General features: G+C 45.4%; 10 protein-coding genes and 3 rRNA genes. 3 read left to right on the top strand and 10 right to left on the bottom strand.

The window, feature by feature from the left end; all coding sequences use genetic code 11:
- Window positions 1-13 precede the first annotated feature (13 nt).
- On the top strand, window positions 14-1162 hold the full coding sequence (locus ACYQ03_RS04605) for a THUMP domain-containing class I SAM-dependent RNA methyltransferase (RefSeq protein ID WP_459907981.1): 1149 nt from the start codon (window positions 14-16) through the stop codon (window positions 1160-1162).
- A gap of 200 nt (window positions 1163-1362) precedes the next feature.
- Window positions 1363-2703 carry a hydroxylamine reductase gene (gene hcp / locus ACYQ03_RS04600; protein WP_459907979.1) on the top strand — a complete coding sequence of 447 codons (1341 nt, stop codon included), beginning with the start codon at window positions 1363-1365 and terminating at the stop codon, window positions 2701-2703.
- Between the two features lie 219 nt (window positions 2704-2922).
- On the opposite strand, the gene ACYQ03_RS04595 is transcribed toward hcp, so the two are convergent.
- The 3 genes from ACYQ03_RS04595 to ACYQ03_RS04585 are packed head-to-tail and all read right to left on the bottom strand — an operon-like array spanning window position 2923 to window position 4848.
- Entirely contained in the window at window positions 2923-3075 is a 153-nt protein-coding gene (locus ACYQ03_RS04595; RefSeq protein WP_459907977.1) for a rubredoxin, read from the bottom strand.
- Window positions 3076-3113: 38 nt separating this feature from the next.
- Complete coding sequence (locus ACYQ03_RS04590; RefSeq protein ID WP_459907976.1) at window positions 3114-3635, bottom strand: ferritin family protein; 522 nt, start codon at window positions 3633-3635, stop codon at window positions 3114-3116.
- A gap of 1 nt (window position 3636) precedes the next feature.
- Entirely contained in the window at window positions 3637-4848 is a 1212-nt protein-coding gene (locus ACYQ03_RS04585) for an anaerobic nitric oxide reductase flavorubredoxin (protein ID WP_459907975.1), read from the bottom strand.
- Between the two features lie 279 nt (window positions 4849-5127).
- On the opposite strand from ACYQ03_RS04585, the gene ACYQ03_RS04580 reads away from it, so the two are divergent.
- Complete coding sequence (locus ACYQ03_RS04580) at window positions 5128-5694, top strand: HPP family protein (RefSeq protein WP_459907973.1); 567 nt, start codon at window positions 5128-5130, stop codon at window positions 5692-5694.
- Window positions 5695-5807: 113 nt separating this feature from the next.
- On the opposite strand, the gene cooS is transcribed toward ACYQ03_RS04580, so the two are convergent.
- The 7 genes from cooS to ACYQ03_RS04545 all read right to left on the bottom strand — a co-directional run bounded on the left by cooS (window position 5808) and on the right by ACYQ03_RS04545 (window position 16546).
- On the bottom strand, window positions 5808-7931 hold the full coding sequence (cooS, locus tag ACYQ03_RS04575) for an anaerobic carbon-monoxide dehydrogenase catalytic subunit (protein ID WP_459907972.1): 2124 nt from the start codon (window positions 7929-7931) through the stop codon (window positions 5808-5810).
- Window positions 7932-8162: 231 nt separating this feature from the next.
- A 5S ribosomal RNA gene (rrf, locus tag ACYQ03_RS04570) occupies window positions 8163-8279 on the bottom strand.
- A 187-nt stretch (window positions 8280-8466) separates the two neighbouring features.
- Window positions 8467-11403, bottom strand: a 23S ribosomal RNA gene (locus tag ACYQ03_RS04565).
- Between the two features lie 257 nt (window positions 11404-11660).
- A 16S ribosomal RNA gene (locus tag ACYQ03_RS04560) occupies window positions 11661-13190 on the bottom strand.
- Together the 16S, 23S and 5S rRNA genes form the textbook arrangement of a ribosomal RNA operon.
- Window positions 13191-13687: 497 nt before the next feature.
- A complete protein-coding gene (locus ACYQ03_RS04555) occupies window positions 13688-14389 on the bottom strand; it encodes a LutC/YkgG family protein (RefSeq protein ID WP_459907971.1) in 702 nt (233 codons plus the stop codon).
- A 16-nt stretch (window positions 14390-14405) separates the two neighbouring features.
- A complete protein-coding gene (locus tag ACYQ03_RS04550; protein ID WP_459907969.1) occupies window positions 14406-15821 on the bottom strand; it encodes a LutB/LldF family L-lactate oxidation iron-sulfur protein in 1416 nt (471 codons plus the stop codon).
- Window positions 15818-16546: a (Fe-S)-binding protein gene (locus ACYQ03_RS04545; RefSeq protein ID WP_459907968.1), complete on the bottom strand. Its 729-nt coding sequence runs from the start codon at window positions 16544-16546 to the stop codon at window positions 15818-15820. The genes ACYQ03_RS04550 and ACYQ03_RS04545 overlap by 4 nt, the downstream gene beginning before the upstream one ends.
- Window positions 16547-16690 lie beyond the last annotated feature (144 nt).

Below are 16690 nucleotides of genomic sequence, written 5' to 3'. Positions count from 1 at the left end.
ATAAGGAGTTATTATGGCAAAAAAAATTGAGTTAATTGCAACAGCCACCTTTGGGTTAGAGTCAGTGGTTGCTCACGAAGTAAAAAAACTTGGTTATGATGTGATGGTAGAGAACGGGCGAGTCACTTTTTTTGGTGACGAAATGGCCATTTGTCGGACAAATCTGTGGTTACGCTCAGCGGATAGAGTTTTGATAAAGATGGGAGAATTCAAAGCAACTTCCTTTGAAGAACTATTCCAACAAACAAAAGCCCTACCCTGGCCCGATTGGCTACCTGTAAATGCCAACTTCCCGGTGGAAGGGAAATCAATTAAATCTCAGCTACACAGTGTTCCTGATTGCCAAGCCATTGTAAAGAAGGCCATCGTAGAGAAGATGAAGCAAACCTATAAAAAAGACTGGTTTGATGAGACTGGTCCACGCTATAAAATTGAGGTAGCTTTACTAAAGGATATTGCCACCATCACCATTGACACCAGTGGGGTTGGCTTACATAAAAGGGGTTACCGCAAGTTATCAGCCCAAGCACCCTTGAAGGAAACCTTAGCTGCTGGTCTGCTCTCCATTGCCCGTTGGTATCCAGATCGTCCCTTACTAGACCCCTTCTGTGGTTCAGGCACCATTCCTATTGAAGCAGCACTGATAGGACACAACATTGCACCAGGCATTGGGAGAAACTTTGTGGCAGAAGAATGGCCCATCATACCCAAGGAGGTCTGGCAAACCGCACGTAAGGAGGCCCTGGAATCTGAAATTAGGGATGCTAAGCTCCGCATCTACGGTACAGATATAGATGATGAGGTCCTTAGCCTCGCACGCTACCACGCTAAGCAAGCTAATGTGGAAGATTCTATTCATTTTCAGCGGGTACCAGTGGCCAATGTCCGTACAAAACAAAAGTATGGTTCTGTTATTACCAACCCCCCCTATGGTCAGCGGTTAGGAGAAATAGCAGAAGTAAAAAAATTGACTGAAGAATTGGGTCGAAGCTATTCTTATTTAGAAAACTGGTCTTGTTTTGTGATCTCTGCCTTTGATCAGTTTGAGCAACACTTTGGTAAAAAGGCAGATAAAAAACGTAAGCTTTACAATGGCCGAGTAGAATGCAACTACTACCAATATCTTGGCCCACGGCCCCCTAGACCCAAGGCTAGTCTTTAGCCTTTAGCTTTTAGCTTTATGCTATAAGCCTTTAGTTTAAATGCTAATAGCAAATAACTAATGGCTAACAGCTAAGTGTGAGCAAAATCACTCCCGCTTCATGACCTCAATCACATCCTCCTTTTCTTGTTTTCGGTATGATTACATCAGAAAACAAACAACGGCTAAGCCGTTAACCAATAAAAAGGAGGATCTTAATTATGTTTTGCTATCAGTGTGAACAAACTCCCAAAGGCGGATGCTCTAAAATCGGCGTATGTGGAAAAGACGAAAATATAGCAAGCCTACAGGATACTATAATATTTGCCTTAAAGGGTGTGGCTGCCTATGCCACCCATGCTAAGGAACTTGGTTATACCGACCCTGAAGTAGATGCTATTACCCACGAGGCTTTATACTCTACCTTAACTAATGTTAACTTTAACCTACAAGAAACCATCAATATGGCTCTCAAAGTGGGTACTGCTACCGTTAAGGTTATGGATCTACTGGATAAAGCTCACCTGGATAACCTGGGTATACCTTCCCCGGTCACTGTTACTTCTGATAAGATTGAAGGCAAATGCATCTTAGTAACTGGCCATAACCTGTTGGCTTTAAAGGAACTTCTTAAACAAACAGAAGGCAAAGGTATTAATATTTATACTCACTCTGAAATGCTGCCTGCCCACGGTTACCCTGAGTTAAAGAAATTTGGTCACCTGAAAGGTAATGTGGGTAAAGCCTGGTACGATCAAAGAAAGGTATTTGAAGCATTTCCCGGTGCTATCCTGGCCACCACTAACTGCGTAATGCCCGTTCGTAAAGATGCAACCTATGGTGACCGCATGTTTTCCTTCGGTGTTACCGGTTTAGAGGGAGTCAAAAAAATTGAGGATATGGACTTCACCCCAGTGATCGATAAGGCCCTTTCTTTACCCGGCGCTCCAACTGATGGCCTATGGAAGAAAATTGTTGGTAAACTAAACGGTTCAGCCGAAGAAGTAAAAACCATGACCACCGGTTTCCACCACTTGAATGTATTACCTTTGGCCCCTCAAATTGTGGAAGCTGTCAAGGCTGGTAAAATTAAACGTTTCTTCGTTATTGCAGGCTGTGACTCCCCTACCAAGGGTAGAGATTACTATAGAGAATTGGCATTGGCCATACCTAAGGATTGTGTCCTCTTGACCACCTCCTGTGGTAAATTTAGATTCAATGACATTGATTTTGGCACCATTGAAGGCACTGCTATCCCTCGTTTCCTAGACTTAGGTCAATGCAACAACTCTGGTTCTGCCGTGAAAATCGCCCTAGCTTTGGCCGAAGCCTTTAACTGTGGTGTTAATGACCTACCCCTAACTATCGTTCTGTCCTGGTTTGAACAAAAGGCTGTGGCCATTCTGTTAGGTCTGTTCAGCTTGGGTGTTAATAACATGTATATAGGGCCCAAAGCTCCTGAATTCCTGACACCGGGAGTTGTGGAAGTTCTTCAAAAGACCTTTAATTTACAACTGATTAGCGGATATGCCCAAGCCGATCTAGCTAAGATGTTAGGCTAAATATTACCGTCTAGGTTATTGGTACCCTCCTTAAAGGTCCATGACCACCAGTCATAAACCACTGAATAATGCCTAGGGGCCATGGTCTCTTTAACAATACATGCACAAAAGCCCATGGCACATGGCACACGGCCCCTAAGCTGATGACGATGCAATAAAGAAGAGGCTGTTTACATTGGAACCACTCGGTTACCATGTAACAGCCCCTTCTTTTATTTATTATTCTACTTCGGTAAAAGCATCTTTACCTAAGCCGCATTCAGGGCATACCCAGTCGTCCGGTAAAGCCTCAAAGGCCGTTCCTGGTGCAATATCCCCCTCACCCTTAGCAGGGTCGTAAATATACCCACAAACACATTCATACTTAGACATTTGGTTCCTCCTTATTTCTCTAAATCTTGTGCTAATCTCTAGCTACTAATATTATTACCACTTTTTGGATAATACTTACATCCCGTAGGACATATCTCATACATATAGTCTCTTAATTCCAACAAATGTCGTTGTTCATTTTCAATTAAATGCATTAATATATTCTTAGCCTCTTTGCTAACACATCTTTTGAGAAATTCATGATATAACAACATACCGTCTTTTTTGGCTTCAATACCAATTTCAAAGGCCTCCCGGGGAGTAACCGCCTTAAATTCCTGGGTTTGATCATAGGGAAAGTTTAGCTCATCCCCAAGGGCGCATAAGTAACAATAGGTTTGCTCATCAAGATTAATTTCTCCCTTTTCAACTTCTGCCTGGGCTACTTTAATTAGAGCACGTCTCTCCTCATCTTCTTCCTCTGCCAAACGATGAAATACTTGTTTAGCAATATTATCCTCTGCCAATTCCTGCATTTTACGATAATAGCTAACACCCTTCTCACTGTTCTGAACAGCAAGATCAAAGATAGTTGACAAATTTAGGCAGTTGGTATTCATTTTACTTCACCGCCTGTTGCATACTTCCGTAGGTCTTGATCCTTTCACCAAAGGACTCCCCAAAGGCAATACATTCTTTGATCTCGTCACCTGTAGGATCCCAGCTTATCTTTTTACCTTCCTGAACAATTTCAAACCCACTCTCTTTAAGCCATCCCTCAATAATCTTTACTGATTCTCCACTCCAGCCATAGGAACCAAAGGCAGCAGCAATCTTCTCCTTAAATTTTAGGCCTTTAATCATTTCTAAAATAGCTGCCATGGAAGACAGAATCCCGTTATTTATGGTCGAACTACCCACAATAATTCCCTTAGAACGAAAGACTTCAGTAATTATGTCATTTTTATCATATTTAGCAGTATTAATTACCTTAGCAGGAACACCTACATTTTCTAACCCTGCTGCTATGGCCAGGGCCATTTTCTTGGTCGCCCCCCACATGGTGTCATATAATATTGTCACAGAACCCTCGTGGTAGTTATTGCACCATTGTTCATATTTCTCAACAATTTGTAGGGGGTTGTCCCGCCAAATAATACCATGGCTAGGGGCTATCATATCGATTGGCAGATTTAGACCCTTTAACTCTTTAATCTTGGCTTTAACCAGTTTATTAAAGGGTGTAATGATATTGGCATAATACTTTAATGCTTCGTAAAATAACTCACCTTGATCCACCTGATCATTATAATAATGGGGAGAGGCTAGATGCTGACCAAAGGGATCATTAGATATTAATAGATTAGCACCTTGAACGTAAGTCATCATGGTATCCGGCCAGTGAAGCATGGGTGCCTCAACAAAAATTAGTTTATACTGTCCTAATTCGATGCTATCGCCGGTTTTTACAACATTGAAGTTCCATTCCTTGTGAAAACTCTTTTTCATCATTTCTGAACCTTTTTTGGTGCAGTATATGGGGATATCCGGTCTTTTCTCTAATAAGTGCGCCAGACTTCCCGCATGGTCTACTTCACAGTGATTGATAACAATTAGATCAATCTTATCAATACCAACCCTTTTATCCAGCTCCCCCACAAATTCTTCATGATAGGGTGTCCATACAGTGTCAATTAGAGCTAATTTTTCATCTCTTATAATATAAGAATTATAAGAAGAACCCTTATGGGTGGAATACTCCTCCCCATGAAATCTTCTTAACTCCCAGTCTTTATAACCAACCCAGTAAATTTTGTCTTTAATTTGAAACATTCAAAACACCTCACTGTTATATTCCATTATTTCATTATGATTCCCAGGAAGTAAAAACTTATCAACCTAAAGGTTAAATTTTCTAAGCCCTAGAAACATTGAGTTAATTCAGTACTAGGTTTATAATTTATAATAACAAGTATAGTTTGCAGAATTATTACACATCTGTTATAAAAATCTAACATTTTGTTCTATGTCCGGAGAAAGACATCACTGCTGTGATGTATCTAACAGCTATTAGAGAACACCTCACTTACAATTTAATTGGAGGTGGTAAAAATGGAAAAAACCCGACCCCTGGAGACTGCCATGAATCATTCAACATTCGAAACCTTTCATTCTTACTTAACTAAAATGCGTGGGGGTAACTCTCCAGCCGTTAATAATCTAAAACTGACTAACCATATCTTTACGGCTATTGGTAGTTTTTTGGGAGTAGGCCTCATTGCTTGGCTAAATTCCTTCTATGATATTGCCCTCTTGTTTCCATCCCTGGGTGCCTCAGCTGTACTTCTCTTCGCAGCCTGTCAGGTTCCAATGGCCCAACCGAGAAATGTTATTGGCGGACATCTTGTATCAGCCACAGCTGGTGTACTAGTGTTCCAACTATGCAGTAATCAATGGTGGTCCATTGCATTGGCTGTTACCTTAGCTATCTTTGCCATGAATTTAACCCGTACATTGCACCCGCCAGGCGGAGCAACAGCATTCATAGCAGTATATACCGGCCAAAGTTTTAGCTACATATTCTCACCAGTTGGACTAGGGGCATTTCTTTTAGTAATCATTGCAGTCATTGTTAACAACTTTTCTGCAAACAGAAAATACCCGGAATATTGGTTTTAACCAATACTTCGGGTATTTCTTTTGGCTACTGCTGTTCGTTTAAATTGACCCTTACAATAAATTAAAATAGAGACTGCTCTAAAGAGCAGCCTCTTGCTATTAACCAGATCTATTTACTGTTTAGGCAGATTTGCTGACAGGCCAAGTTCTGCGCGTTTCTTTTCAATATGTTCTAGATAGATATCCGCTGCCTTCTCAGCATCTAATTCTATCATTACTTTACCAAGGCCCAATGTTTCGGTGGTTTCGGTAAGGGTCTTCACAACTACTTCACTTCCAGTAACAGAGGGAACCGGGGCCACGTGGACCAACCAACCCATTGCAACTGCAGTACAGGCATCAGCCACAGCCTTTTGTTCAAGATACTCTGGAGCACCTATCACAAGAGGAAGCGCATTGGTATCAACATCTAAAGCATCGGCCAATTCCATTGCAGTGTGAGTCATTTTACCAATGTCTACACAGGCTCCGTAGGAGAGGACTGGAGGAATACCCAGGGACTGACACACTTGTTTCAAACCGTTTCCAGCTTCATTGGCTGCCTCAGGCTTGCAAAGTCCTGTATATTCAAACACTGCCGATACACAACCACCGGAGAGTACCAGAACATCTCGTTCAATTAATGCTTTGGCCATCTTGAAGGCATTGCTACCACCCTGGCCATAACGAGCGGTGGTGCAACCCACTAGAGTGGCGATACCCCGGATATTACCGTTGGCAATTTGATCAATCAAAGGTTGCCAGCTTCCGCCTAGGGCTTGTTTTATGGATTCAGTAGAAAAGCCCACCATAGCATCGCTAACATGGGGTGGCACATAGACATCACGATTCTCTGCCTTACGTTTCTTAAAGAACTCAATAGCTCTCTCTAGGCACTCTTCAGCTTGCTTCTTCATTTGCTCAGGTTTGAAATCCAAGGCTTCAGTATCTGGGAAACGGATAACAGGATCGACACTCATGAGCTTGGTGCCAAACCGCTCGGCATACAGTGGCAGGGTGGGTACGGTGCAGTTATAGTCAAACATAAATAGATCCACACAGCCAGTGGCAAACAAGTATTCCTCAGATAACCATTCACCCTCTTGTCCAGTCAAGGCAGGCATATTATGGGAGCCGGAATAATTAATTAACTGCTGCCCCTCACAAACGTGTCCCATAATTTGCAATCCTGTGGCGCCGGCATCTTTGGCCCTTTGTTGCCATTTATCCGTAGAGGCCATATCAATTACAACGTGGGCCAGCAAAGGCATATGGCCGTTGGTGATAATATTAACTTTATCTGGGTCTAAGAGTCCCATATTGGTTTTTTGCTTGGTAATCTCCTGGGTTCCGATCAGTATTTCCTGAAGAATATCCAGTGCCCACAGTCCCTGGAACTCATTGGCTACACCTAGCCTTACACAGGTTAAAAGGAAATCCACAGGATCTGCCCCTAAGTTAGTCATACATTTGGTTTGTGCAAAACCAACCTCAGAAAAAGCACCTCCGGGGAAGAGTCCAAGCTTCCGCCACAATTCCTTACGGCGGGCCGGTGCAAAGGCTTCCACCAGTTTAGATTCTTCAAAGTTGGGACGGTGTAGTTCTTGAATAAAGAAATCCGCAAAATCCACGGCTAGCTCATCTATGGATTTATTAGTATCCATTCCTAGAAATTCTGCATATTTCTTAAGTTTTTCTGGTTCTCGAATGGTTAAGCCACTGTTGGGGTGCGTGCCCGCTGCTCTCAGTGTTCGGGCAGCCTGCATAGCATGATAACAGTTAGCTGAAGTTCCGATTGTTGTATGACGGTAAGTAAAGTTCCTAGACACCATGACATGGGCATCCACACCGCACACACCACGCTGGGCTTTTTTAGTAATTCGACAGGGGCCATTTGCACATAGCTGACAGGAGAGTCCTGGAGCACAGAAATTACACTGGGGCTGCTGTTCTTGAAAACGATCAAATACGTTGGTAAGTCCTTGATTATGCACAACCTGGTACATTTCCCGCATAGCAGGATCTACAATTACATTTAAGGGATAGCCCTCTTTGGATTGATCATCCTTCTTAATATGTTCCCTTTGCCACCTGTGGAGTTCTTCACCTTTGGGAGAGGGTTCAAACTTACGGTAGTTATAGGGCACCTCGGTTTTGTTGCGATCCTCGTGGGCACTTGGGTCATTTGTATCAGCTAGATGGGTAGGATCACTGTTATGAATTAGACTGTCATAATTCTCATTATTTTTATCAGACATGGTAACCCCCCTAAAATAGATATGATGTGATTATTCCCTATTTAGGGAGTATTATGCAATGTTAGAAACTTTATTCTCACTGTGCGACAGCGGGGACGGTTCTCGCTGTCGCAAACAAATTGGAACTGCTGTGGTAAAAAATGCGACAGCGAGAACCGTCCCCGCTGTCGCATAAAATATCTAAATAAAATAAAACCACAGTGGTTTCTCACTGTGGTTTCTTAAAAATTACTCTGGCGACGACCTACTCTCCCAGGAGCGCTAGCTCCAAGTACCATCGGCCCTGGAGGGCTTAACTGCTGTGTTCGGGATGGGAACAGGTGTACCCCCTCCGGTATCGCCACCAGAAACTTTATACTATTGGGTAATTCTTCAGGTCGGCCATAAGCCTTGGGCCTTGCGCCATGGGCTTTTTGGGGCTTTTCCTTTTTTACTAAACCTATGTGTTCTCTGAAAACTAAACAGCGTTGAAGTAACTGCGTCATTTATTTCTACCTTAGCTCACGGCACATGGCACATGGCACAAGGCTAATTCTTGGTCAAGAACTCGATCTATTAGTACCGGTCAGCTGAAAACATTACTGCTCTTACACTTCCGGCCTATCTACCATGTAGTCTTCATGGGATCTTATCTACTTGCGTAGTGGGAAACCTCATCTTGAAGGGGGCTTCGTGCTTAGATGCTTTCAGCACTTATCCCTTCCGGACTTAGATACCCAGCACTACCGTTGGCACGATAGCTGGTACACCAGCGGTCCGTCCATCCCGGTCCTCTCGTACTAGGGACAGCTCTTCTCAAGTTTCCTGCGCCTGCGACGGATAGGGACCGAACTGTCTCACGACGTTCTGAACCCAGCTCACGTACCGCTTTAATGGGCGAACAGCCCAACCCTTGGGACCTACTTCAGCCCCAGGATGCGATGAGCCGACATCGAGGTGCCAAACCTCCCCGTCGATGTGGACTCTTGGGGGAGATAAGCCTGTTATCCCCGGGGTAGCTTTTATCCGTTGAGCGACGGCCCTTCCACTCAGAACCGCCGGATCACTAAGCCCTACTTTCGTACCAGCTCGACTTGTTGGTCTCGCTGTCAAGCTCCCTTTTGCCTTTACACTCTAACGTGCGATTTCCTTCCGCACTGAGGGAACCTTTGGGCGCCTCCGTTACCTTTTGGGAGGCGACCGCCCCAGTCAAACTGCCCACCTGACACTGTCCTAAAACCAGCTTCATGGTCTATAGTTAGAATTTCAATATCTAAAGGGTGGTATCCCAACGTTGACTCCACCTACACTGGCGTGCAAGTTTCTCAGTCTCCCACCTATCCTGTACATCAAATACCAAAACCCAATGTCAAGCTACAGTAAAGCTCCACGGGGTCTTTCTGTCCTGTCGCAGGTAGACGGCATCTTCACCGTCATTACAATTTCACCGAGCCCCTCGTTGAGACAGTGCCCAAATCGTTACGCCTTTCGTGCGGGTCAGAACTTACCTGACAAGGAATTTCGCTACCTTAGGACCGTTATAGTTACGGCCGCCGTTTACTGGGGCTTCGGTTCTATGCTTCGATTGCTCTAACATTTCCCCTTAACCTTCCAGCACCGGGCAGGCGTCAGCCCCTATACGTCAGCTTTCGCTTTAGCAGGGACCTGTGTTTTTGGTAAACAGTCGCTTGGGCCTTTTCTCTGCGGCCTCTTCTCGCTCCAAACGTGTGTTTTTCACGATATCGAGGCACCCCTTCTCCCGAAGTTACGGGGTCATTTTGCCGAGTTCCTTAACGAGGGTTCTCTCGCGCGCCTTAGGATTCTCACCCCACCTACCTGTGTCGGTTTGCGGTACGGGCACCAGCTTACCTCGTTAGAAGTTTTTCTTGGCAGTTTGGGATCAGTTACTTCGCTACTTGTTTTCGCTCCCCATCACCTCTCAGGATATGTGTAAGGCGGATTTGCCTACCTTACTCCCTACGGGCTTGGACCAGCTTTTCCAGCCGCTGGCTTAACTTACCCTCCTGCGTCACTCCATCCTCAAACGGTATCTGGTGGTATCGGATTCTCAACCGATTGTCCATCGCCTACGCCTTGCGGCCTCGGCTTAGGTCCCGACTTACTCTGGGCGGACGAACCTTCCCCAGAAAACCTTAGGTTTTCGGCGGGCAGGATTCTCACCTGCCTTTTCGCTTACTTATACCGGCATTCTCACTTCTTACTACTCCACAGCTCCTTACGGTACTGCTTCAACGCTGTAAGAACGCTCCCCTACCAATGTATTACTACATTCCAAAGCTTCGGTGATATACTTAGCCCCGTTACATTTTCGGCGCAGGGTCACTTGACCAGTGAGCTATTACGCACTCTTTAAATGGTGGCTGCTTCTAAGCCAACATCCTGGTTGTCTTAGCAACCCCACATCCTTTTCCACTTAGTATATCTTTGGGACCTTAGCTGTTGGTCTGGGCTGTTTCCCTTTTGACTACGAATCTTAGCACCCGCAGTCTGACTCCCGGTTACAATATAGCGGCATTCGGAGTTTGATTGGGTTCGGTAACCCGTGAAGGCCCCTAGCCCATTCAGTGCTCTACCTCCGCTATTCTCACACCGAGGCTAGCCCTAAAGCTATTTCGGGGAGAACCAGCTATCTCCTGGTTCGATTGGCATTTCACCCCTACCCACACCTCATCCGCCTCCTTTTCAACGAAGGTCGGTTCGAGCCTCCACTTTATTTTACTAAAGCTTCACTCTGGACATGGGTAGATCACCAGGTTTCGGGTCTACTCCAACGTACATATCGCCCTATTAAGACTTGCTTTCGCTTCGGCTCCGGCTTTTCTGCCTTAACCTGCACGTTAGATGTAACTCGCCGGTCCGTTCTACAAAAAGTACGCCATTACACTTTTAATGTGCTCTGACAGCTTGTAAGCATACGGTTTCAGGTTCTATTTCACTCCCCTCCCGGGGTGCTTTTCACCTTTCCCTCACGGTACTGGTTCACTATCGGTCGCTATGGGTATTTAGCCTTGGGGGGTGGTCCCCCCTGATTCCCACGGGGTTTCTCGTGTCCCGCGGTACTTGGGATTCCCTCTGCAAGTTTCATCCTTTCGTCTACAGGTGTTTTACCTTCTGTGCAGCACCTTTCCAGGTGTCTTCGACTAGGACTATTCTTCACGTGATGAGGGTCCCGCAACCCCAGATTTCCGAAGAAATCTGGTTTAGGCTCGCCCCTGTTCGCTCGCCGCTACTTGGGGGTTCGATATTTCTTTCTTTTCCTCCGGGTACTTAGATGTTTCAGTTCCCCGGGTGCCCTCCTCTATGCCTATATATTCAGCATAGGGTGACGGAGGTTTACTCCGCCGGGTTGCCCCATTCGGGTATCCACGATTCAATGCCTGCTTGCGGCTCCTCGTGGCTTTTCGCAGCTTACCGCGCCCTTCTTCGGCCCTTAGCGCCAAGGCATCCACCGTATGCCCTTTCTTTCTTGACCAAATCTTACTTGCTTGTTTCGGCTCGGTTACTTTTGGTAACCTACTGAAATTGTTTTTATGTCGACGCTTTACTTGTTTCGCTGTTCAGTTTTCAAAGAACACTTCTCACCAGCCTTTAGGCTGGATTTATGATTTTAATGCATGAGAGTCTGAAAAACAACCGGAAGTTTCTGGTTGTTTTGGTCTCTCAAAACTAAACAGATTAGATGATGAATGTCCGACCTTAGATAATCAGCTGTTGCTGATTTCTCCTTAGAAAGGAGGTGATCCAGCCGCACCTTCCGATACGGCTACCTTGTTACGACTTCACCCCAATCATCGGCCCCACCTTCGACGGCTGCCTCCTTACGGTTAGCTCACCGGCTTCGGGTGTTGTCAACTTTCGTGGTGTGACGGGCGGTGTGTACAAGGCCCGGGAACGTATTCACCGCAGTATGCTGACCTGCGATTACTAGCGATTCCGACTTCATGTAGTCGAGTTGCAGACTACAATCCGAACTGGGACCGGCTTTCTCAGGTTTGCTCCACTTCACAGCTTCGCTTCCGTCTGTACCGGCCATTGTAGTACGTGTGTAGCCCAGGACATAAGGGGCATGATGATTTGACGTCATCCCCACCTTCCTCCGTTTTGTCAACGGCAGTCACATTAGAGTTCCCATCTTTACATGCTGGCAACTAATGTTAGGGGTTGCGCTCGTTGCGGGACTTAACCCAACATCTCACGACACGAGCTGACGACAACCATGCACCACCTGTCTCTCTGCTTAACCGAAGTCAAGAAAACGTATCTCTACGCCTTTCAGAGGATGTCAAGCCCTGGTAAGGTTCTTCGCGTTGCGTCGAATTAAACCACATACTCCACCGCTTGTGCGGGCCCCCGTCAATTCCTTTGAGTTTCAGTCTTGCGACCGTACTCCCCAGGCGGAGTGCTTATTGTGTTAACTGCGGCACTGCAGGGGTCGATACCCGCAACACCTAGCACTCATCGTTTACGGCGTGGACTACCAGGGTATCTAATCCTGTTCGCTCCCCACGCTTTCGCGCCTCAGTGTCAGTTACAGTCCAGAGAGCCGCCTTCGCCACTGGTATTCCTCCCAATATCTACGCATTTCACCGCTACACTGGGAATTCTGCTCCCCTCTCCTGCACTCAAGTCCACCAGTATCAGAGGCAATCACGGGGTTGAGCCCCGAACTTTCACCTCTAACTTAATGAACCACCTACGCGCCCTTTACGCCCAGTAAATCCGGACAACGCTCGCTCCCTACGTATTACCGCGGCTGCTGGCACGTAGTTAGCCGGAGCTTACTCTTCAGGTACCGTCACTGACTTCTTCCCTGAAAACAGAGGTTTACAACCCGAAGGCCTTCTTCCCTCACGCGGCGTTGCTCCGTCAGGCTTTCGCCCATTGCGGAAGATTCCCCACTGCTGCCTCCCGTAGGAGTCTGGGCCGTGTCTCAGTCCCAGTGTGGCCGATCGCCCTCTCAGGCCGGCTACCCATCGTCGCCTTGGTGGTCCTCTACACCACCAACTAGCTAATGGGACGCGGATCCATCTGATAGCGTATGCGCTTTCCTTGCAGAGTCATGCGACTCCGCAAGCGTATCCGGTATTAGCAGCCGTTTCCAGCTGTTATCCCGGTCTATCAGGCAGGTTATCCACGCGTTACTCACCCGTTCGCCACTAAAATTAGAAATCGCAAGCTTCATTCTAATCTCCGTTCGACTTGCATGTGTTAGGCACGCCGCCAGCGTTCGTCCTGAGCCAGGATCAAACTCTCCGTAAAATATTTTAAAAATATCTTAAAGAGTTTTGGCTCTTTACTTATCCTAGATTTACTCGCTAGCGTCATTTAATAACGCTTGACGAGGATGTTTTTTGTGGTCGTCTTAGTTTCGAGTGTCTTATCCCCGTTACGGGGTATCTCGACTTTTGACTTGACCTGTTTTTCATCCATCATCTTCTGTTTAGTTTTCAAAGACCATTTTGTTTTAACTTGTCCCGATCTTGCGACCGGAACTTTATCTTACCACTTTTAATACGTTAATTTCAAGTGGTAATTTTTGTCCATCACCTTGCGGCGACATTTATTATGTTAACACTAGTTAAACCTTAATGCAAGACCTTTTGACAATTTTTTTTTGGTATTGCGCCCCAATTTCAGGAGCGCATTACCAATCATACTAACCGCCCATGGCTTTTCAAGCTGAAGGCTGATGGCTGAAGACTATTTTCATTTTAACATATGATATCTTGCCCATTGTTTTGCAGATTATGCGTCCTTTATTTATCTTCTAAAATAATTGTCCATGTACGATAAGGTCCATGTACACCAATACTGAGGTCCATTTCTATGTCCGAGGTTCGACTGGGACCTGTGATGAAGTTTACGGCTGTGGGAAGTTTGTTATTGCCCTTTAATTCAACGAGATATCTAACCACATGACTCATGGTAGGAACTAAACTAGAACGTTTAAAAATACCTATATGTGTCGGTGGCAAAAGACTAACGCTCCTACCAGTTGTAGGTCCGCTAAATACTGCCATGGTACCCGTATAGGCAATGGCATAGTTGACCCAGGTAATTCCTACATCAGCCTGTGCTGCCTGTTCAATTAATTGTTCCCTACTATTGTCACCATTCCAGAAACGAACCTTGGCCTGCAATGCTTCCGGGGGCAAAATCCTTTTCAATTCCTCATGATCCCAGCAGATGACTTGTTTTGCATTTAATTCTGCCAACCATGTATTAACCTGACGACAAACTTCTTCAGGATTCTTGACTAGAACTACCCGACCACTTAAGGCTTCTAAATTATTTTTGAAGAGTTCCAATGCTTTATGTTTAATATCCTCATCTTCTCTCCAAAAAGCTGGTGGCCCAATTTCCTGTCTCTCTGGTCGCTCTGTCAAAGGAATATCTCGCCCCAAAGCCGTTGCTACCTGGGTTAAAAATTCTTGTTCACTGATACCTAACTGTGCCATCTTCGCCACCCCTGTTTTAATGATGTTTCTCTAGCCAACGTTCCCGAAATGTTTTATCGGCAGCGGCCGGAAAATATCTTGAATTGGTCCAGGCCGATAGAGGTGCCGGTCCCCGGCCAATATAACCATTATTGACAAAGGGCTTCTGGGCTATCTGTGCTGACTTCATAGCAATTCGGTAAGTACCGGGACTCTTGAAGGTTGTTTTCCAAACCTTAAAGGCTGCTCTTTCGGAGAAGGGGGGCAGCCCTGCCTGAACATAACGTTTACGTAGGGTCAATAATAAGTCATGAATCGGAATCATCACTGAACAGACCCTGCTACAGGCAGCACATAGGGTCGTTGCGTAGGCAAGTCCCAAGTATTCCTTATAATCTTTACCTAAAAAGGAGGAAATGACCGAGCCAATGGGCCCACCATAAACTGAGCCATAGGCATGTCCACCTACATGACGATAAACAGGACATACGTTAAAGCAGGCCCCACAACGAGTACAATGGAGAGCTTGTCTAAATTCATCATCTGCTAACATCCGGGATCGCCCATTATCTAATATTACTAGGTAAAAATGTTCCGGTCCATCTGACTCGCCTGGCTTGCGGGGCCCGTTATTAATACTGACATAACTGGTTAGCTTTTGCCCGGTGGCACTGCGGGGCAGTAGAGTCAGTACTACCTCTAAATCTTCAAAGGTGGGCAGTACTCTTTCCATGCCCATGATCACGATATGAACCTTGGGCAGTGAAGATACAAGACGAGCATTACCTTCATTTGTTACCAGAGATGTAGACCCCGTCTCGGCTATAGCAAAATTACAGCCCGTAATGCCAATATCAGCTTTAAGAAATTTCTCTCTCAGGACTCTACGTGAAAAGGCTGTTAAGGTAGGAGTATCATTGGCCAATTTTTCACCGGCTACTTCTGAAAACAGCTGGGCAATTTGCTCTCGACTTTTATGAATAGCAGGTACCACAATATGGGAGGGCGGTTCTTCAGCTAATTGTAGGATGTATTCCGCTAGGTCAGTCTCTACAACTTCGTGACCCTGTTCAATCAAAGTCTTGTTTAAATGGATTTCTTCTGTCACCATAGACTTAGATTTAACAACCAACTTACCTTCATGTTTTTTGATTATCTCACTGATAATTTGTCTAGCATCTTCAGCCCAAGGGGCAAAATAGACTGTGCCACCATTTTTTCTTACATTATCGGCTAGCTGTCCCAAGTAATAATCCAGATGATCAACAGTATGCTTACGTATATCTCGGCCCCGAGCCCGCCAATCATCCCAATTACCTAACTCTTTGCTGGCATTCTTTTTGTTTGTTTCAAGTCGATCTACGGCCTTTTGAACTGCCTTTCTCATGAATTCACTTTCTAGTGTTCGCCTGGCCCGATCCCGAAACGTATTACCTTCAATAAAATGGGTCATTGTCTCATCCCCTCGTCAAGAAGTTGTGCCAGGTGCAGCGTTCTAATTGGTGATCCTTCTTTTTTCAACCTACCTTCTATGTTCATCAGGCATCCCATATCAATGGCAGTAACAACATCTGCCCCAGTTTCCTTTATATGATGAACCTTTTCATCTACCATTGCTTCTGAAATCTCAGGTTGTTTTACCGAAAAGGTACCACCAAACCCACAGCAGGTTTCTGCATGAGGTAGCTCTAATAATTGCATGTCCTTCACATGGGCCAGTAGTTTTTTAGCATAGGGTGTTACCCCCAACAAGCGATTGCCGTGACAGGAAGCATGGTAGGTTACCTTGTGGGGAAACCTCGCCCCCACATCTGATATTTGCAGCACCTTGACCATAAACTCGGAAAACTCATAGGTTTTTTGGACTAGTTCCCTTGCCAATGGCAAATACTCGGGGTCCTTTTCAAAAATAATGGGATAGTACTCTCTGATGGCCGCCACACAAGAGCCCGATGGTGCCACAACATATTCACTATTTTTAAAGGCCTCCAGAAGAGTTTTGGCCACTTGCCGGGTTTCATCCCAGTAGCCAGTATTATAGGCTGGCTGACCACAACAAACTTGACTCTCCGGAAACTCCAACTGAACCCCCGATTTTTCTAAAACCCTCACCATTGCTTCACCAACCTGGGGGTAAAAACTATCAACAATACAGGTAACAAAAATGGATGCCTTCATACTAATCCTCCCAGTAGTAAGGTTGCATTTATTATTTACAATTTTTTTACTAATATTAATTTTTTGCCTCGACATAAAATTATTGACATGCCTAGCTATGGCCGATACAATCATAACAGACTGACCAGTCTGTTTGGAGAAGGA

This window comes from Desulfotomaculum defluvii, from assembly GCF_054657375.1.
This window is presented reverse-complemented; position numbering and strand designations above follow the sequence as displayed.